Origin of the sequence: Nostoc favosum CHAB5714 (assembly GCF_020829495.1) — a bacterium.
GTDB classification, from domain to species: domain Bacteria; phylum Cyanobacteriota; class Cyanobacteriia; order Cyanobacteriales; family Nostocaceae; genus Nostoc; species Nostoc favosum.
The window spans coordinates 1-19,496 of sequence record NZ_JAIVFQ010000113.1 but is presented as its reverse complement, the minus strand read 5'-3'; the positions used below and the strand labels follow the sequence as shown (position 1 = coordinate 19,496).

Annotated in this window: 15 protein-coding genes and 1 pseudogene; 5 read left to right on the top strand and 11 right to left on the bottom strand. The window is 40.7% G+C overall.

Going from position 1 to position 19,496, the window contains the following annotated elements; genetic code table 11:
* Positions 1–912: 912 nt before the first annotated feature.
* Positions 913–1,065, bottom strand: coding sequence for a hypothetical protein (locus LC586_RS34685; RefSeq protein ID WP_229490031.1), 153 nt, complete (start codon positions 1,063–1,065; stop codon positions 913–915).
* Positions 1,066–1,620: 555 nt separating this feature from the next.
* Here LC586_RS34685 and LC586_RS34680 point away from each other — a divergent pair.
* The 4 genes and pseudogenes from LC586_RS34680 (at position 1,621) to LC586_RS34670 (ending at position 5,080) form a co-directional block, all read left to right on the top strand.
* Positions 1,621–2,013, top strand: coding sequence for a hypothetical protein (locus LC586_RS34680; RefSeq protein WP_229490030.1), 393 nt, complete (start codon positions 1,621–1,623; stop codon positions 2,011–2,013).
* A gap of 284 nt (positions 2,014–2,297) precedes the next feature.
* Positions 2,298–2,402, top strand: a pseudogene (locus LC586_RS42090) (DUF3172 domain-containing protein); the annotation flags it as partial.
* Between the two features lie 1,050 nt (positions 2,403–3,452).
* Positions 3,453–4,472: an RNA polymerase sigma factor, RpoD/SigA family gene (locus tag LC586_RS34675; RefSeq protein WP_229490029.1), complete on the top strand. Its 1,020-nt coding sequence runs from the start codon at positions 3,453–3,455 to the stop codon at positions 4,470–4,472.
* A 113-nt stretch (positions 4,473–4,585) separates the two neighbouring features.
* Positions 4,586–5,080 carry an ureidoglycolate lyase gene (locus LC586_RS34670; protein WP_229490028.1) on the top strand — a complete coding sequence of 165 codons (495 nt, stop codon included), beginning with the start codon at positions 4,586–4,588 and terminating at the stop codon, positions 5,078–5,080.
* A gap of 146 nt (positions 5,081–5,226) precedes the next feature.
* Here LC586_RS34670 and galK read toward each other — a convergent pair whose 3' ends face one another.
* The 9 genes from galK to LC586_RS34625 all read right to left on the bottom strand — a co-directional run bounded on the left by galK (position 5,227) and on the right by LC586_RS34625 (position 16,315).
* Complete coding sequence (gene galK / locus LC586_RS34665) at positions 5,227–6,309, bottom strand: galactokinase (protein WP_229490027.1); 1,083 nt, start codon at positions 6,307–6,309, stop codon at positions 5,227–5,229.
* 5 nt (positions 6,310–6,314) lie between these two features.
* Positions 6,315–7,427, bottom strand: coding sequence for a M24 family metallopeptidase (locus tag LC586_RS34660; RefSeq protein WP_229490026.1), 1,113 nt, complete (start codon positions 7,425–7,427; stop codon positions 6,315–6,317).
* Between the two features lie 371 nt (positions 7,428–7,798).
* Entirely contained in the window at positions 7,799–9,037 is a 1,239-nt protein-coding gene (locus LC586_RS34655) for a M20 family metallopeptidase (RefSeq protein ID WP_229490025.1), read from the bottom strand.
* Positions 9,038–9,419: 382 nt separating this feature from the next.
* A complete protein-coding gene (gene bioD / locus LC586_RS34650) occupies positions 9,420–10,100 on the bottom strand; it encodes a dethiobiotin synthase (RefSeq protein WP_229490023.1) in 681 nt (226 codons plus the stop codon).
* Entirely contained in the window at positions 10,100–11,857 is a 1,758-nt protein-coding gene (locus tag LC586_RS34645; protein WP_229490021.1) for a serine/threonine-protein kinase, read from the bottom strand. The genes bioD and LC586_RS34645 overlap by 1 nt, the downstream gene beginning before the upstream one ends.
* Before the next feature lie 168 nt (positions 11,858–12,025).
* A complete protein-coding gene (locus LC586_RS34640; RefSeq protein ID WP_229490019.1) occupies positions 12,026–13,591 on the bottom strand; it encodes a glycosyltransferase family 39 protein in 1,566 nt (521 codons plus the stop codon).
* Between the two features lie 728 nt (positions 13,592–14,319).
* Complete coding sequence (locus tag LC586_RS34635; protein WP_229490018.1) at positions 14,320–14,655, bottom strand: SMR family transporter; 336 nt, start codon at positions 14,653–14,655, stop codon at positions 14,320–14,322.
* 52 nt (positions 14,656–14,707) lie between these two features.
* Entirely contained in the window at positions 14,708–15,292 is a 585-nt protein-coding gene (locus tag LC586_RS34630) for a YqeG family HAD IIIA-type phosphatase (protein WP_229490017.1), read from the bottom strand.
* A 36-nt stretch (positions 15,293–15,328) separates the two neighbouring features.
* Positions 15,329–16,315 (bottom strand): decaprenyl-phosphate phosphoribosyltransferase, encoded by a 987-nt coding sequence (locus LC586_RS34625; RefSeq protein WP_229490016.1) that lies wholly within the window; start codon positions 16,313–16,315, stop codon positions 15,329–15,331.
* Between the two features lie 639 nt (positions 16,316–16,954).
* On the opposite strand from LC586_RS34625, the gene LC586_RS34620 reads away from it, so the two are divergent.
* A complete protein-coding gene (locus LC586_RS34620) occupies positions 16,955–17,971 on the top strand; it encodes a ribose-phosphate pyrophosphokinase (protein ID WP_190912013.1) in 1,017 nt (338 codons plus the stop codon).
* Between the two features lie 147 nt (positions 17,972–18,118).
* On the opposite strand, the gene LC586_RS34615 is transcribed toward LC586_RS34620, so the two are convergent.
* A complete protein-coding gene (locus LC586_RS34615) occupies positions 18,119–19,180 on the bottom strand; it encodes an IS630 family transposase (RefSeq protein ID WP_229490015.1) in 1,062 nt (353 codons plus the stop codon).
* Positions 19,181–19,496: the final 316 nt, after the last annotated feature.

The following is a 19,496-nucleotide window of genomic DNA, read 5'->3' as shown; positions in this document are numbered from 1 at the left end:
TTGAGGGTTTTCCAAACCCTGATTTTTCCGTTAGCTATTTTCATTAACTTAAAGCTATTGACAATTAGGCTGTAGAAAAAGTCACGTTTTTTCGAGGCTTGAAGACTTCCCGTGAAAAGTCAGAGTAGTGATCCTCTGATGGATAGGTGTAGATGTTGATGATTTTGCTAATTAATAGTCAATTATTTTGAAGCCAAAATCTTTCTGTATTTCCTGGCTCACTGAAGATATTTGACTAAAATGCACCAATTTTATCCTCCACATGTATATAGTTTTATCAGTCGAACTTTACCTGATATTGCTTGATATTATCCTGACAACAAAAACAGGATAACTCAAAAATCTCTCCTTAATTGAGTGGCTTACGATTTTTTGGTTAACTTAGCTTTGTGTTACTACTGACGGAAGTATTGATTAATCATCTAATAATCAACATCATATTATGTAAGAACACTGAATTGGAGAACTTTACAAAACATTTATACAAATGCTACTATATTCGCTGCCTATTTGTTGATTATGAAAAGACAAGAGGAATTAATTGCTTAAGGGTAAGGAATAAAACAACTGTGCCAGCCTACAAGCAATGGAACCACTTCAGAGGTAGGCTTCGGACAGTGAAAAGAGACGCTTAGAAAGACTGGATGGATATTTACGTGATCTTCTGCTTAAAAGCTTTCAACAATAATTAGTTCTTACTTGGAATAATGGTCAATCTTGAGGACGATACGGGACTGATATCATGTCCGGTAAAAGACTTATCATTAAGACCGCAGTTTTTGCTGGGGGCTATTAGCTGGGGGAAAGAGAGTTTTAATATTTTTGCATAGATGCCCGGAATAATAACTAATTAAGCGGACATGATATGACGATAATCAAATTGTGTGATTTAAGTATCGAACTTGTAAGGACTCACAACCAGTTTAATTTGCCCAGACTAGTGAAAGACTTTTTTTGATGTGGCTTGATGTGTGGAAATGACAGCACAGTAACCGTTGAGCTTATATCCCGTTTAGGTTTACCCGTAAACTTGCGATCGCCTTGTTTGTATTCTGCAATAGACACAAAATACTCCTTCCAAGGTTTATCTAACAATATATATGTTGTCTTATCTGTGTAACCGTATGGTAACACGCATGAGAGATAAACGGCTAGTAACTAAGTTTGCACAATAAAACCGAACTATGTGAAGAGAGATAAACTAGAATGCAATCGTTTTCACTGCTGCTTTATGCCAAGAACAAAGTTTTCCGTTGACTTTTGACTTTTGACTTTTGACTTTTGACTTCCCCGAACGCGAACAGCGTCTCCAAGAGTTGGGGCTGACCTACTTATTAATACGGCTAAAAGAATATGAGTTAGCACGGTTGCAGTAGAAAGCAGAGAACAGACGAGTGTCAAATTCTGACATGGTTAGAGCATGGATTGCTCAACTGCCTACTTTGAGACAAAAGTCTACATCTGACTAAATAAACTTCACTATATTTTTAATGAAGTTTAGCTAAACTTCTTGCTACCTGTGTTAATCTGAAGCATTAAAACTAGGCTGCCATTTTTTGCTTTCTGTATCTAGCCAATTTTAATTATTAAACTAACATTAAATGTAAAGAGTATTGAATTATGAAATTATCTTCCATCACCTTAGTCCTTGTCATTAGTACACTCGCTCTCCCTCAGAGTGTCTATGCTAACCAAGAAAATGTTCCCATGATAACAGGCGATTACAATCAGGCTGGAGTTTTATTGACGGAACCAGCCACGATTAACACTACATGGAGTAATTTTACCGGACAGACCAATAATCCCAAAGAAACTGCTGAATCAATTTTGCTAGTACAGGAGCAAGGATGCCAAAAGATTAACCCACTTGAGTTCATCAATAACCCAGGCGCTTTCTTTAAGCAATGTCAAAAGCCAACAAATACCCAAACTTCTCAAAGTACTGAGCCAATTGAGTATCTCAAGGTTCCTAAACTCGATTCTGGTATTAGTGTGACAGTTACTAAGTTTTGATATAGAACTTTTTTAGCAAGAGATAACTAATTAAAGACACCGCTACTCATGTTGGAGTAATCCTGCACGAGCAAGCAAGTGACTTTGTAGAGCCAAGAATTTCGGCATCTTTAGACCGGAGAGTGTCAAGCTGCATAATAATCAACCAACTACCCCTAAACGTAAGTCTTTTCGCTTCAATAGGATAATTACTTGCGATCGCGGGTGTTGCTATCTTGCCAAGTATTATCCTTGGTGTTAATGTGACCAATGTTACTACTTTTAGTCAATAAAATGTTGCCAAGAGTAATTACATTGATAATACTGCACCCAATACAGATGTCTGCGTGCAGTATGACACAAGCGCAATTATCATAGATGCCTGCGTCTTTGCCGTCCTAAATCCCTAATTACAAGTATTTAACTGGACTTTCAAGAAGCAAGGCAGCTATGCTGTCTTAGTGGAGGTAGAAGGGAAAAGGATTTGATATCATGTCCGTTTGATTACTTATTAAACCCGAAGAACCCCACCCCTTAATCCCCTCCCCGCAAGCGGGGAGGGGAGACAAAGCGTAGCTTTGGCGGGGTGGGGTGCAATGACTGTGGGAATCATAACTAATTATGCGGACATGATATGACTTATTTGTTTCCTTTGTAGCGGTTGCTGCACCGCCAGTTGAACTGCTCCTAAGAAAGCTGTTCTTAAGTAGAGGAGGCTGGAGAAGTGCTTTTTTCATGGTTAGCCCTCTACGTATCCGGATTTATTTAATATGATTGGATTATTTAGTAAAAAATTAGGGGTAAAAAATGGGCATTTTATGTTTAATAACTTGATATTCAATAAAAATAAAATTAAAATATAACCCAAATATTAGCTATCAAAACAAATTGTTATTTTTTGTTTTAATAATTTTAAAATACGACTACTGTAGGGGTTTTGTGTTCTTGAGTTGTTTATTGTAATAAAATAGTTTTTGGGAAAATTTTTTATTTATTCATAAACTGTATTTAAAAATTAAATCAATCATAATTATTATGTTTCAAGATATAGCAGTATTATTTTAGTTGTAAAGATTATCGAACCGCCTTCTCTGCGAGAGGCTTGCGCCAACGCGTAGCGTCTCGCAGAGAAGTCGCCAAGAGCGCCAAGGAAAGAAGGAAAGAAGTTTATGAATCATTTAGGACTGCTATATGCAAATATCAATAATAAAGCAGTGTAATAGATTCAAAAGATATGGTGATCATACTTGAGGTAATTGATTTGTCACTACTGATGATGTTATTATTAGGGAGTGGGTTGATTTTGGGTTTATTATCTCCAAGAATTGACTTGTAATGTATCATAGACCAGAATTCATCAGTATTGCTAATTGATTGATTAGCAGTGTGAAATGGCTATGGGTCTGAATATCTAGACTTGATACCAATAAATTGATGAGGTTACAGAGGAGCAAATAACCATGAGCAACTTAACATCTCCACCTACCGAAGTTCAAAAAACGAAGAAAAAAAGTTTAGCCGCAGATAAAAAACCTCGAGCTACAGATGATATTGTGCGTAGTTATCTGCAAGAAATCGGGCGTGTAGATTTGTTGACTCGTGAACAAGAGGTTATTTTTGCCGAACAAGTGCAGCAGATGATGAATTTACTAGCTGCTAAAGAAGAATTGGCTGTGAAATTAAACCACGAACCCACGTTGCAAGAATGGGCAGATCAGGTGGAGTTAAGTGTTGAGGTGGTAGAGAAACAGCTAACTCAAGGACATCAAGCCAAGCAGAAAATGATTCAGGCTAATCTCCGGTTAGTGGTAGCAGTAGCGAAGAAATACCAGCACCGCAACCTGGAATTTATGGATTTAATTCAAGAAGGTACTTTGGGTTTAGAGCGAGGGGTGGATAAATTTGATCCTGCTCTTGGTTATAAGTTTTCTACCTACGCTTACTGGTGGATTCGTCAAGGAATCACACGAGCGATCGCTCAACAAGGACGGACAATTCGTTTACCTATCCACGTCTTTGAGAAACTGAACAAAATTAAACGGGTGCAACGAGAATTATCTCAACAGTTAGGTCGCGTTCCTACTACTGCTGAAATTGCTAAGGCGTTATCTTTGACACCTAGCCAAGTTCGAGAGTGTTTGTTCTTGGCCCGTCAACCCTTCTCCTTAGAAGCGCGAGTTGGTGAACAACAAGATACAGAATTGCAGGACATACTGGAGGATGATGGCCCTTCTCCCGAAGATTATGCTGTTGAAGAATCTCTTCACCAAGACTTACAAGACTTGTTGGCAAAGCTGTCTCCCCAGCAACGAGAAATATTAACCTTGCGCTTTGGTCTGACTGATGGATATGAACTTTCTTTAGCACAGATTGGCGATCGCATGGGTATTAGTCGAGAACGGGTGCGTCAGATAGAGCAAAAAGCTCTCAGTCTCCTCCGACGGCAAAAAGAACAAGTACGTAGTTATCTAGCTAGCTGAGATTATTTTTTCACAATAATGTAGGGCATTTCAACTCAGTAAATCACCATTATGACTGTATAAAACTCAGTCATTTTGGGGGAAAATAAACCTAAGCATCTCAAAGGTTTGATATGAGTACATCAAAGACAGTGCAACAATTGCAAGCACAATGGGTGACTTCTGAAAACTTTCGGCGTTATGGACAGGTGATTTTTGCAAGTCTTGATGGCAAAGCTTACGATGTGGAAGATGCTCAGTTAAACCTGCAAAACGGGATTCCACGATTTTATATTATGCGGTTGGAGAAGAGGGGGCAAAAGTTTCACAAAATTACTCGCCATGTGCAATGCACTCAATGTCTGGGTTCTTTGGAAGGGAAGGATTGGTTAATTGCAGTTTGTCCTCCTAATAATGATGTGAATGAACCAGCATTAGAAGAGATTGCTGCTTTCCGCATTCCGGGGAATTGTTTTATCAAGCTACATGAGGGTACTTGGCACGCTGGCCCCTATTTTGACCATAAAGCTGTAGATTTTTATAATTTGGAACTAGCTGATACAAATGTGGTGGATCATTTCACCCATGATTTTCTCAAGAGTCATCAATTAGAGTTTGAGATGGTTTAGGTGAGATTGGGTTTAATAAATATGATGATTCGTTTGTAGAGTGGGTAAGCCCTAAAATACTATTGCCTGCTGAATCCACAGCACCATATAGATATTTCCATTCACCTTTTACCTTAAATTATTAGGCAACATTTCCATAAACAACTTTAGGCTGGATCACTCAATCCCAAAGAAGGAACTAAAATTCGCCCGTTGTAACCCGCTTGGTTGTATTGTTCAAGGACATGAGTTGCAATACTTTCGCTCTCACCTGATTTAACCAAAGCTACACTTGCCCCCCCAAAGCCTGCACCCGTGAGTCTTGCACCAAACACCCCTTCTGTTTTCTGCAAAATCTCTACCAACCTATCTAGGGCTGGCACTGAAACTTCGTAATCATCTCGCAAGCTGGCGTGGGAAGCGTTCATCAATTCGCCAAAACGCTCAGATGTGACTCCCTGCAATACTTCCAAGACGCGATTATTTTCTGTAACTACATGACGGGCACGATGCTGTAGTGGTTCGGGTAATGTTTCTGTTACATGAACATCTGTAATATCTCGCAATGCTTTCACTTTGAGCGATCGCGCCGCCTCCTCACACTCAGCGCGACGCTGGTTATAACCACTACTTGCAAGTGTGCGCGGTACACCGCTATCAATAACCAAAATCTCCGCTTTCTCAGGCAAAGGCATCACCCGACGTTCTAAAGTCCGAGTATCTAAAAATAAGATATGCTCAGTGTCAGCCAAACTAGAAGCCATCTGATCCATGATGCCGCATTGCACGCCAGCATATTGAATTTCTGCTTGCTGGGCAAATTGGGCGATTTCAACATCATCAATGGGAAGGTTCAGAAGTTGGCGTAATGCCCGGAGGGTTGCCACTTCCAAAGCCGCGCTGCTAGACAAACCCGAACCCATAGGAACCGACGATTTGACGTACACACAAAGCGATGGTATTGTGTATCCTGCTTTTTGCAAAAGCTCAATACAGCCAAAAATATAACTGGCAAATCCAGAGGGGGTATGATTGATATCTAAAATGCTCACTTGCTCGTTGAGATTTTCCGAGTAAAAGTGATGTTGGCAATCGCTACTAAAACCTAGCTGTACCGTCGTACTTTGAGGAATCGCAGTTGGAAGAACGAAGCCATCATTATAGTCGGTATGTTCGCCCAGTAAATTTACTCTTCCTGGCGCACTGGCTTGAGTTTCAGGTGCTTTACCGAATACTTGTTGAAAATCCATAATTTTTAATTATACAAAGGTACAGGGCGCAATCTTCCTTCTACCTCAACATTAGGAAAATTTGGATCAAAAGTCAGATTTTCCAACTTTCCATCCTTGAGAATCACAAAAGTATCTTCAACCTTTGCCCCAGCTAAACTAGGATTCCAAGCGACAGCAATACCTTCTGCCAAAGTATCAGTAGTGGTTGGATTTGCTACGATTTCTCGCGCTAAATATCCAGTGGTTCCTCCCTGGTGATGTTCGTGGATGGCATTGGGAAATCCATGCTGTTCATAAGCTTGAGCTAGCGCGTGATAAACTCTGTCCAAACTGGTTCCAGGTTGGCACAAATTTAAAACTACTGCTTCTATTTCGCGCACATGGGAATGCAATTCGGCTCGTTCGTCTGAAAGCGCCCCAAAACAAACAAATCGAGTCAGATTTGCATATAAACCGTAACCTCTAGCGCAAAACACCAGCATCGCTTGCCGTCCAATCTGTTCTCCTGTGGGTGTAGCATGACGGTATAGCGGTAAACGCCTCTCACCCGCTACCAGTGTCAGCGCCGGATGTAAGCCTTTCGCCCATAATGCCTCTGCACCCGCACCCGCTAACTGATATTCTGTCCAAGTTGGCTTGGCGGCTTTGAGTACCTGTGTCATTGCAACGCTCGCTTTTTGCCCGACTTGGCGATATCGCTCTAATTCGCTTGACATCATTACCCGTTTATGCAATTGCAGAGATGGAGGTAACGGCTGTTCTAAATTGGAGATGGGGCGATCGCGCTTCGCGTTTTCGCAGACATCACTAACTATTTTTCCGCCGCCAGTTAGATCACGAACAAAAGACTCACGGGCAGCAGCATTAGCCCAAGGGTTGATATGCACCTTAAAATTAGCTGGCAGTTCTTCATCTTTAAGACGCTGCGCTTCAATTTCATCCGTCAATACCCAAGCATCTTCAATAGTTACTAATACTTCTGCTACACCAGTTTCAGCAGTAAGCAGCACGGTGTTAGAAGCGCCAGCCGTCGCCCAGGCAAACCAGTCTGTACCGCGCAAACGCACGCCTTGCACTTCGGTTTCACGCAAAGTTTGCCTGATTAACTCTAGTTTTTTGGAGACTTCTTCGTTCATACAAAATTAGTAACCACAGATGAGTACACATAATTATGAGATTCATCTGTGTTTATATGTATATGTCTATGGTTTGAGAAAAACGTGGCTACGGTATTATATCGAGTTTGGCATTCAATATTTACTTAGAATAGTGTATTCGCAATTACAAATAAACTTGACATCGAGTAATATCATGTCCGCTTGATTGCTTATTAAACCCGAATCACCCCACCCCGACAATCGTCGCTTTGTCTCCCCTCCCCAAGGCATCGGGGAGGGGATTAAGGGGTGGGGTTCTTTATTTTTGATTTATGCAAGAGGTCAATTCGGAATTTTGACTCCTGACTCCTGAATTCTGTTCGGTAAAAAAACAGCTAATTTACACGCACTCAACTAAAAAACTTCTCCACGCATCTAACAAATATTTCCACACCCATTCCCAACGCCGTTTCGTCAAAATCAAACCGGGGATGATGATGGGGATACGCCAAGTCTTTCTCTGGATTCGCAGAACCTAAAAAGAAATAGCAACCAGGAACCTCTTGCAAGAAGAATGACATATCTTCAGCAGCCATAGTCTGGCATTCTGGCACAATACCCAACGGGGTTTCTACCACTTCTTCTGCTACAGTTCGCACCAATTCTGCCATCTTAATATCATTAATTACTGGTGGATAAAGTGACCAGTATTCTAAGTCATAACTCGCACCATGACTTTGACAAATTCCAGCAATAATCTGCTCGACACGCTGGTTGAAAAAGCCCTTCAAACTAGGATTAAAATACCTGACAGTGGCACTCATTCTCGCTGTATCAGCAATCACATTCCGCTTGGTTCCTGCATGAAGTTCGCCCACTGTCACCACAGCCGAATCAATGGGATTCACATTCCGAGCGACAATGGTTTGTAGGGCATTTACAATTTGGGCAGCAACTACAACTGAATCCACCGTTTGATGCGGTAGTGCGCCGTGTCCACCTTTGCCCAAAATTGTGCAGTTAAAGCACTCCACAGCTGCCATCAACGCCCCAGCCCGGACACCCACTGTTCCCAAGGGCAAATTATTCCACAAGTGCAAACCAATAATCGCGTCAACATCAGGATTTTTCAGCACTCCAGCTTCAATCATCGGCTTTGCGCCTCCTGGTGATTCTTCTGCTGGCTGAAAGATAATTTTCACCGTACCGGAGAAGTCTTGGCGATGTTGTTGGAGATAGTAAGCTGTACCTAAAGCGATCGCAGTATGTCCATCATGTCCACAAGCGTGCATCACTCCATCATGCTGCGATTTATACGGCACTTCGTTGAGTTCTTGGATTGGCAAAGCATCCATATCTGCCCGAATCGCTAAAACTTGGGGAGTAGGGAGTGGGGAGTGGGAAGTGGGGGGTTTGTTACCTTTGATGGTGGCAACAATGCCAGTTTGGGCAATGCTAGTTTGGTGGTCAATTCCCCATTCTTGCAGCTTTTGTGATACAAACTCAGCCGTCAGTTTTTCTTGAAAACCCAACTCTGGTTGTTGATGCAATCGCCGTCGCCACTCTACCAATTGCGGTTGCAATGAACGGATTGAAAGTCGGATGCGAGATAGATCAACAGAAGAAGGATTGGGAAAGGTGGAAACCATTATAAAGACAAGCTAGTTTAAGTACAGCTAACTTAGGCAGCTAACTTAGTTTATTGTAGGGAATGGGACATGCAACATGGGAAGAAAATTAATGCCTAATTCCCAATGCCCAATTTAAAGTGCTTGTCGTTACCCACATTTTTGTAAAAGTCAAAGTGTAACCCTGACTGATATCCCGCCCAGAACTGAAGTTCCGCGGCTAATAGCTACTGTCCACTCAAGTGGACTAAAATTTTCGCTTTTACAGAGTATAGCTATTTACATTACTTAAAATCTTATATTTAGTCCTCTTGAGAGGACTTTAGCTATTAGCCTTGGAATAAATTCCAAGGCGGGATGGCAACGAAGCAAAGATTTATAAAGATGTTGGTAATAACAAGATTTAAAGTGTCAGTGTTTCCCAATCTAAATCTGATGCTACTTGAGCAAGTTTATCTAAATCAGTCAGGTTATCTAAATAGGGTAAGCAGCCTAAAACTGGCGTGTTAGTAAGTGATTGAATCAATTGCTGTGGTGTCCAGTCGGCTATTTCTGCATCGGTTCGTCTTTGTACGCAGTTGAGAACAATGCCTTTAAGATTGATGCGCGATTGTCTAGCTAATGCTACGTTCGCCACTGCTTGAGCGATCGCACCCAATCTCACTGGCACTACCAATACCGTTGGTAAACGCCATTCTCCCGCTAAATCGGCTACCGTTAATTCCTCGGTTACTGGCGAACCTAACCCACCCAAAGCTTCTACTAGCACAAAATCACGTTGCGATCGCAGTTTAGACAAAGCTTGCCAAACTACTGCTAAATCTACTTGGCGATTTTCCCGCGCTGCTGCTATAGGAGGGGCCAAAGGTGCTTGAAAGTACAAAGGTGTAATTTCTTCTGCGGATTGTTCTAGTGCAAATAGCTTTTGATACCACTCGCGATCGCCAATCCCCGATTGAATCGGTTTCATGATTCCCCAGCTACGCTGCGGGTAATATTTTTGCCAATAGGCTGCTAAGGCTGTTGTTAAAACAGTTTTACCCGCTTCGGTATCAGTTCCAGTAATCAGTAGTGTGTTTAACATTAATTTCTTTGGCCAGAAAATGGTTGTGTTCCATCAGCTGGCGGAAAACTTGGCGTTTCACCAGTGGTCGGAATTGGGGTAGGTGTCTCTGTCGGAATTGGGAAGGGTGTTTCTGTAGGTATTGGGATAGGTGTCTCTGTTGGAATTGGGAAGGGTGTCTCTGTCGGAATTGGGAAGGGTGTCTCTGTAGGTATTGGGATAGGTGTCTCTGTCGGAATTGGCAGGGGTGTTTCTGTAGGTATTGGGATAGGTGTCTCTGTAGGTGTTGGTTTTGCTGGTGTTTCTAATGCAACATTAAGGTTGTAACTGCTTTCGGCAACTCCTGGAACCAGTGTTAACTCAATAGTATATCTACCAGTAGCCAGCAATGTGCCTTTATATGATGTTACTTGTTGGACATCCTGATCAATTGGTTGTTGATTGGGACTGAAGACTGTTAGCAAAACGCTGCTTCCTGGGTCAAGAAACGTAGTTAAATTGTCACCTTCCTGCCCAAAAAAAGTATACCGGATGATTTGATTTGTTTTGAGAGTATCTGCAACCGTGGTTGGGTTAGATGCTTTAAGATTGAGCCGCCTACTAGATATAATAGGTTCCTCAGTGGTGGGTGTGGATGTGAATGTAGTACCACCAGAAATAACTGGTGAAGGGAAATTTTGTGGAAGCGTCTCATTTGCTGTTTTCGACTGACTGCGGATAGAACTTACCAGCGCCCAAGAACCGAATCCGGCTATGATCACTACAGCGATGCCAATTGCTGCGATCGCTAACGGATTATCCAAGAGTGAACTAGTGGAACTTGGTGGAATCACAGGAGCGGGTTGTTTCTTGGGCGAAGCTGCTGGTGGTACTGAGTCAGGACGGCGACCAACAGCGATTGTTTGCAAGTTAGACGCATTCAAGGGCGGAAGACTGACTTGATCTAAAGATTGTAGTGCTTGAGATACACTAGCAGCACTTTGATAGCGATCGCTCGGTATATGATTCAACATTCGATTCAAAACCTGGGCGAATCGCGGATTAACTGTTGCCCACCGTTGCCAATTCCAAGTTAATTGGTTTTCGTCAAATAAATCCCTTGGTTCTTTACCAGTCAGCAAAACAATTGCACTCACCGCTAATGCATACAAGTCACTGCTAGGATAAGCTCCCCCTGTTTGCATTTGTTCACTAGGAGAGTAGCCTAATTTTCCCACAGTGGTTTCTGGCATTGCACTCTCTGGCGATCGTAAACGAGTTGCCAGTTCCTTTACCACCCCAAAGTCAATTAACACAGGTTTAGCGTCACTATCTCGCAAAATAATATTTTCTGGCGAGATATCTCGGTGAATAATCCCTCGACTGTGAATATGCTCTAAAACAGGCAACAACAACTGGATCAACTTCAATACTTCAGACTCTGTGAAAGTTTGACCTACAGCTTGACGTTCAGCCAGCAGAGTTTGGTACGTTTGACCTGCAACGTAGTCCTCCACCAAAAATAAACGTTGGTCTTGCTCAAATCTTTCCCGGAATTTAGGGACTTGTGGGTGTTCAATTTGATATAAAATGGCAGCTTCTCGGTGAAAAAGCTCTTGTGCCTTCTCCCAAGCCAAAGCCTCCGTTGCTGTTGAAATCAATTCCTTGATCGCGCAAAGTTCGTTAAAGCGCCTCTGGTCTTCTGCCAGATAGGTTCTACCAAATCCTCCTTGTCCAAGAATTTGAATTATGCGATAACGGTTTTGCAAGACAGTGCCAACTGTAATGGGTGGTTGCATGATCGATTAATTGAGTGTAGTAGCAACTGAGGAGATCACCCACAAAGATTAAGTCCTAGAGGCGACAGACAGTTACCTGCGGCAATATTCTACTATACTCAACGGGTAGTCCCCCACTAGAGCAAGCCTGTTTCGGACTGCATAACTTCAAAATGTCCAATCTCCAATTCAATTTTTATTCCTGGAAAAACGATAGATTTTGAAATATGCAAAATTAACTTGAGAATCCAGGTTATACAAATCGCTCATCTCTTTTTGAATCAATCCTTTGGTAAATAAATGTTCACGATTAACTACGAGCAAAACTATGTCCGCACTATTTGTTAATTTTTCAATCTTTTCTGCAAAATTTTCATCAGTAATACCCTTTCTTAACTGATTACCCAAATTTTGCCCATCCACAGTTAGAGTGTCACCATAGTATTTAAATAATCTGAGATTACCAAATAAAACTACAGATTTTGTAGAAGGTGATTGATTTTTTATAAGGTACTGGATGGTAGAACGGTAGTCATCTTTTTGATAGTCATCATTAAAGTAGTAGTTACAAAGAGAATAAATATTCAGAACTATCAGAGATATGACAGCAATTTGAGCCAAATGATACACTCCATAACGCTTTGGAGTAATACCAGGTCTTTGACTCAAAGTTGATGGGATAAGCATGGCAAGTGGGAACCAAAGAAAATAAGAGTGACGCGGTACCCAATTAAATTTGGTAACTATAGCTAAGAGCAATCCTAGTAAAAATGCCATGACAACAACAGAAGCAAAGAAGTAATCAGGATGCTGCTCTCTGTTATTTTTTTTGTGTCTCAATAAAACTTTTATTAAAGCCAGAAAAATTACACTACCGACAATCACCAATAAAAGTATGTGAGGCCAGTAACGAAGCACAACCTGTACTTTATCATCGCCTCGCAACTGCTCCATTGAAGGCCCATAGGTTGTCCCCACTAAAATTCCATGTAGCACAAAAATAATATTTTGAATTATGGGGAATCCCAAGCGAGAAACTGTAATGCTTTCCGGATCAGTAGCTCCAGGTAAAGTCAGGTAATATAAAACTGACGGTAAAGATAAAAACGCAGCAGGAAGCCACCATTGCAGCCATTGCTTTAATTTTCTATAGATGGCAAGATGAGAAAGACATAGAGCTATAGTGGAAAAGCAGAAGTTAATATTAGTAAAAATTCCTATGGCAGTAAAAATACTGAATAGCCATATTGAAATACCTTGATTATCTTTATTTTTAACTAATGCCGTGCTGAAGAAATATAGTTGAAGTGAAGCTATAAACATTGCTAAGGCATAAATTCTTGCTTCTTGGCTGTAGTATACACAGAAAGAACTGAATGTCAGGATTAGCAAAGACCAGAAAGCGTGCTTTTTTCCATATACTCGCAAAGCAGTAAAGAATAAAACGATAGTTGAGGCAATTCCTAAAACAGCAGAGAGTGAGCGAAGGGCAAATTCACTTTCACCAAAGATCTGACGCCACAAAAATAGAACTATAAAGTATAGTGGTTGAAATCTATCACTATTTCCTACGGAGCTTACTTTCGCAATGCTCTCTTGAAGTGTCGAGGCATCAGAAAGAGTTAAGGTCAAACCCTCATCATACCAAAGACTCTGTTTCGCCAACAGAAAAAAACGTAGGAAAACACCCAAAATAATCACTATTAAAACAGATAGATAATATCTTGACCATCTCTGGTTTAAAATTTTAATCATAATTTTATTTCCTCTTGATGACACTACAGTAATCACTACTGCACATCTTAATTAAATCCAACTTTCGGCATAAGGAATCAAGCAATTGCTTCAAATCAATGTGATGAGTTAAGTGTAGTTTATTAGTATTCTTAGGATAAAGGGTTTTACGTCTTGGCTCTTTTACTTAAATCAATACCTTTGGCAAAATCGGCAAAATCAACCATATATATGCGTTTCAGTTAAAAGATAGTTTGTCATCTCAAACCCTTATATAGCAATCCTATTTGAGTTGTGAAAAATATAGATTAGGAAACGAACCGCCAAGGACGCCTTCTCTGCGAGAGGCTTCCGCCAACGCGCAGCGTCTCGTAAGAGAAGGACGCAAAGGAAAGAAAGAAGAAAGAGAGACATAATTTTCACGAATGATTTAGGACTGCTATACTGTGGTCAATACGTTAAAAAAACCTTGTGGGAAACCTTAAAGGAATTTTTAGAACTTATTGTTTTGCCAAGTATCAGAGAAAAGGGAGTTAATAGTTCAAGCACCATCAACTCACTCTCGTAAATTGGCGAAGGTATTGTAAAATAACTTACTATTCTTAAAACACTAGTACAACACGGCGGAAATAAACATACCATTTAAAATGGGGCAAAGGCCCAAAATAGAATTCTTTTAACTTTTGACTTTTGACTTTTGACTTTTGACTTTTGACTTTTGACTTTTGACTTCCGCCTTGCGCTACTAGTCAATGCTTACCTAAAGCAATTGCCCCGATCCCACTCAACATCAAACCAGCTCCTAACCATTGCAAAACTAAGATTTTTTCTCGCAAAATTACAGCGCCAGTGATCATTGTGAATATAATTGTTAAGCCTATTACTACTGGATAGGCAACAGATAAATTCAGCTTTCCTAAAACCAAAACGTAAAAAATCGTACTCAGACCATAAGTACAAATTCCTCCTAGTAAATAGATATTTAACGGATTTTGTCCTGCTCCTAGTTTCAAGAGATTTTGAGCAAGTGTATTTAACGCTACTGTGATTAGAACCAGTAAACTAAAAACTATCTGGTTATTCATGGTAAAAATTTAGTCACTTTACAAGGTAATATTTTTTCAGAAAAAGAGCAATTTATAAGAAGCTTTCATAGCCAGCAGCACCGTCAAAATTCCAAAGTTCTCCTCCAGATGGATAAGGTATCTGCACCCATTTACCAGCAAGTTTTTCCCACCATCGGGGTGGGTGCGGTAGGCTGGCAACTTGCATGTAACCACATCCACAAAGCAGTGATCCTACAAAATCAGTATGTAAACTATCACCAATGACGAGTACATGTTTTGCTGGTAAACGCATATAAGCTATTGCATGTCGAAATGCAGGGCGAAAGGGTTTTTTCGCTGGACTGAGGGCTGGAATATCAAGACGATGAGACCAATATTTGACGCGATAGCGACGTTTCCCATTTGAGAGGATAAAAAATTGCAATCCGGCTAACTTTGCTTGTTGAATCCAATCTTCTGCACAAGGAGATAGGTAGCGATCATCTTCAGAAATAATAGTGTTATCTAAATCGAGAATTATTCCTTTAACACCACAAATCTTGATTTCGTCAATTTTTATTTGAGCGAGTGTATGGACGTGTCGTGGAAGCCTATGGCGTTTCTCTTTAAAACGCAATTTGCGCCACTTCATCAAAAAAGCTTTGAGATTTTTCATCCACAAATTCCCTTGCCAAAAATTCTGCTATTAACTTTATTCGATCAGCCCTTGCTGTTTTAGCAAAAGAATCATAAAGCAAGTTATCACCCAACCAATAACAGTTAATAGGATAGGTAAATCTTTCAATAAAACTTCTTCCGGCCTTTCACTGCGTCCACCTTGCTCGATCGCGTCGTCACTGTAACTGGCAATCATCTGAGGATCACTCAGCAGTTGATAGCGAAAAATCCCATAGAAAACAAATGGCAAAGTGAGTAGCATCCAAGAGGTGCGTGCTCCATGCAAGTAAGGGCCTGCGCTCCAAAGAGTATAGGTGACAACCGTACAAGTAGTGACGACATTTTCCATGCGAGCCAGTAGGGGCAAGGAATAGTATTTGAGGACAGAACGAGGCTTGTTGCCTTTAATTTGTGCTAATCGTAGTTCTGCTTTGCGCTTTTCAATACCCAAGAATAGCGCCAGCATTGCAGTGCAAATTAAAAACCAACTAGATAAAACAATGCCAGTAGCAGCAGCACCTGCATAGGCTCGGAGGACAAATCCGGTGGCGATCGCCCCAACATCTAAAATCACCATCCGTTTGAGTCGCAGATTATAGGCGATTTGCAACAGGGCGTATGCAGTTATGGCTGCACCCAACTGGGGCGATCGCAACCACCCAAAAATCACAGCACTACCCAACAGCACCAATGCCATACCACTACCAACACGGGTGCTAACTAATCCAGCGGCAATTGGCCGCTTACATTTGACAGGATGCTGACGGTCAGATTCAATATCTGCGATGTCATTGATTAAGTAGAAGCCACTTGATGCACAGCAAAATAATACAAATGCCAATAGGCTACCTAGCAAAGATTGCAGATTGATGCTAAATGCAAACAAGGGTGCTGCAAACACCACCAGGTTTTTTGTCCATTGTCGCGGTCGCATAGCAGCTAAATAATACGACGACTTCTTGGAACTACTTACTATGGCAGTTAAAGATTTTTCTACTACTGAAGTAGGTCGAGAGTCCATAAGTATGCTTCCCGCTTTTATGTGTCAGTAGAATGGAATTAAACTAAACAACTTTTCTAGATTTAATTAAAATTTACTTAAGTAATAATGTTTACAATTTTTTACTTAATACTTGAGTTGATATTACCCTTTCTGAGTAATGTTTTGGTATCATGAAGAAGGTTTTCAATAAATCTTAAATAAAGATTTATTAAATCTTTATCTAAAACCTTGCTTAATTGTGTATTTAATTAGCGTCTTATAGGATATGTAATTATCGCTTTTTGTCAATACGTAAATTTTAGAATAATAAATTACAATTTACATACTTAGTTACGGGTGCTATACTGTATGAGAACAAAGTTCAATATCACTTAAGTTGTAAATGCTTTACTGTCAGCTATAAATAAGGTAGTTAGAAGAACCTATTACACTAATGTTTACCTCAACCCAAAAAATTTGAACTTATAGACCTAGTGGACGGGCTTGATGTCAGTTAAGCTATCAATAGCTTGTTTGCTAACAGGGCTAGACAATAAGCGAATGATAATTTTATGGGAAAATGTTTAAATTTTGTATGGAAGCTTTAACAAAACTCACAGATGTTTTTTTAGGCGATTTCTCGGTTAAATCTATTAAATCTCCAATGATAATATTGCTATGAATGCACATAGAGGATCTGCTGTGCTCAGTTCTGCAACTTTCAAAGTGCAACCATCTGCAACAGGACTGACCGATAATCATCGCCTGCGGCTGTTTTCTGGCTCTGCCAATATACAACTGTCTCAAGAAGTTGCTCGTTATGTGGGCATGGATTTGGGGCCAATGATTCGTAAAAGATTTGCAGATGGAGAACTTTATGTTCAAATCCAAGAATCGATTCGGGGTTGTGATGTCTATTTAATCCAGCCATGTTGTCAACCCGTGAACGATCATTTAATGGAATTATTGATTATGGTTGATGCCTGTCGTCGAGCTTCTGCGCGACAGGTGACGGCAGTAATTCCCTACTATGGCTATGCCCGTGCTGATCGCAAAACGGCAGGAAGAGAGTCAATAACCGCCAAGCTAGTTGCTAACTTGATCACCGAAGCAGGTGCCAACCGCGTTCTAGCAATGGATTTGCACTCGGCTCAAATTCAAGGCTATTTCGATATCCCCTTTGACCATGTTTACGGTTCGCCAGTATTGCTAGATTATCTAGCAAGCAAAGAACTGCCCGATCTTGTGGTTGTTTCCCCTGATGTTGGTGGTGTAGCACGAGCTAGAGCATTTGCGAAAAAACTGAATGATGCCCCACTGGCAATTATTGACAAACGTCGTCATGCACATAATGTTGCAGAGGTGTTAAATATCATCGGCGATGTTAAAGGCAAAACGGCAGTGTTGGTGGATGACATGATCGACACTGGGGGCACGATCGCTGAAGGAGCGCGATTACTGCGTGAAGAAGGAGCGCGTCAAGTATACGCCTGTGCAACTCATGCAGTGTTCTCTCCACCAGCGATGGAGCGTTTGTCTAGTGGTTTGTTTGAGGAAGTCATTGTCACCAATACAATTCCCATACCAGAAAACAATCGCTTTCCCCAGCTAGTGGTGCTATCAGTAGCTAATCTCTTAGGAGAAACTATCTGGCGGATTCATGAAGATACTTCAGTCAGTAGTATGTTCCGCTAGCCAATACACAGACTCTCATTGGTATTACACCCATAAATTACCCACACTGTCGTGTTGATCGGGCACAGTGTGGGCTTTTATTTATATAACTAAGTTTATTCTTAAGATTATTGAGAAATTATATCATGTCCGGATGCTTACCCATAATTAAACCGCTACTTGAGGCCACCAGTGGAAGTTCGTTAAACCTCGAACCAAATCTTGTTGTTGAAGCAATTGTTGACAGCGATGAAATAAAACCTCCTCTAATTCATCAAGATTCTCAAATGTTCGGTTAGCAAGAGGTTCATTTGTGAGTGGCCACAGCCTTTCTGCTGGTTGAAGTTCTGGAGAGTGAGATGGCATCTCAATAATATAAATACCTTTTGGTATCTGAAGTTTTCCTGCGGTATGCCACCCAGCTTGGTCTAAGGCCAGTACAACATACTTATTCTCTCCAAGATTGAAATGTTGAGCAAAATCAATCAAAACTTGATTAAAAATTTCAGTATTTACAAAGGGTAGAATCCACCAATATGTTTCTCCAGATTGCGGATGAACGAAACCGTACAACCACAACCATTTAAACCGCCAATATACAGATGCTACTGGTACTGTCCATTCATCTACCCAAATTCGCCTAATTATTGGTTTAAGTCCAACTCGATGTTCATCCATCGTCCAAACTTCTACTTCGGCGCCTGGGTGTTCTTCTTGAACTTGATTCACCGTAGTTGCTAGTTTTTTTTTCCATTCTTCTTGCTCAAAAATGTCTGCTTCTTGGTGAGAAGGTCGGGGTACTCTTAAACGCAATTTCATTGCTTTTAAATACTCCCATCCTCTCTGTCTACTAACCGAATGTCCTAATAATTCACTCATCCAATTTGCTACTTTCTGCCCGTTCCAAAACCCACCTTCCACAGGCGGCGATTGTAGCGCTTGCCATAATTGTGCTTGTTGAATATCATTCAAGAGTGTATCGGCGCCTTGATGCTCATGCCTTTTATCTCCAAGTGATTCTGGGCCAATGCGGTTATATCCCCAGACTAATTCATAAATCCAACTGAGACTGTAACCAGTTACTTGCGAAACCTCCTGGCTACTTTTACCAGATGCTAACAACCAAATAATTTGATAATGACTTCTCTCAACAACGTCTTTCGCTTGACGATAACGCTGCTCTAGTTCTGATAACGATAGATGTGGCTCAATGCTAATACGTTTTGGCATTGGTCAGATAGATGCTTTTCATAAAGGGAATACTTATTAATTTTACTATGGTTGTGCTACCGGACATGATATTATCTTGTGTTTTCTATGGACGGTTGATTACAAGCAGTTCTTGACCAAATAATTACTAATACCAATTCTGTATGAAGATGCGCTAAAAAATATTTAAGTATAAGAAAGAATAAAGATAAACGAACCGCAAAGGACGCAAAGGACACAAAGAAAGAAAGAAAGAAAGAAAGAAAGAAAGAAAGAAAGAAAGAAAGAAAGAAAGAAAGAAAGAAAGAAAGAAAGAAAGAAAGAAAGAAAGAAAGAA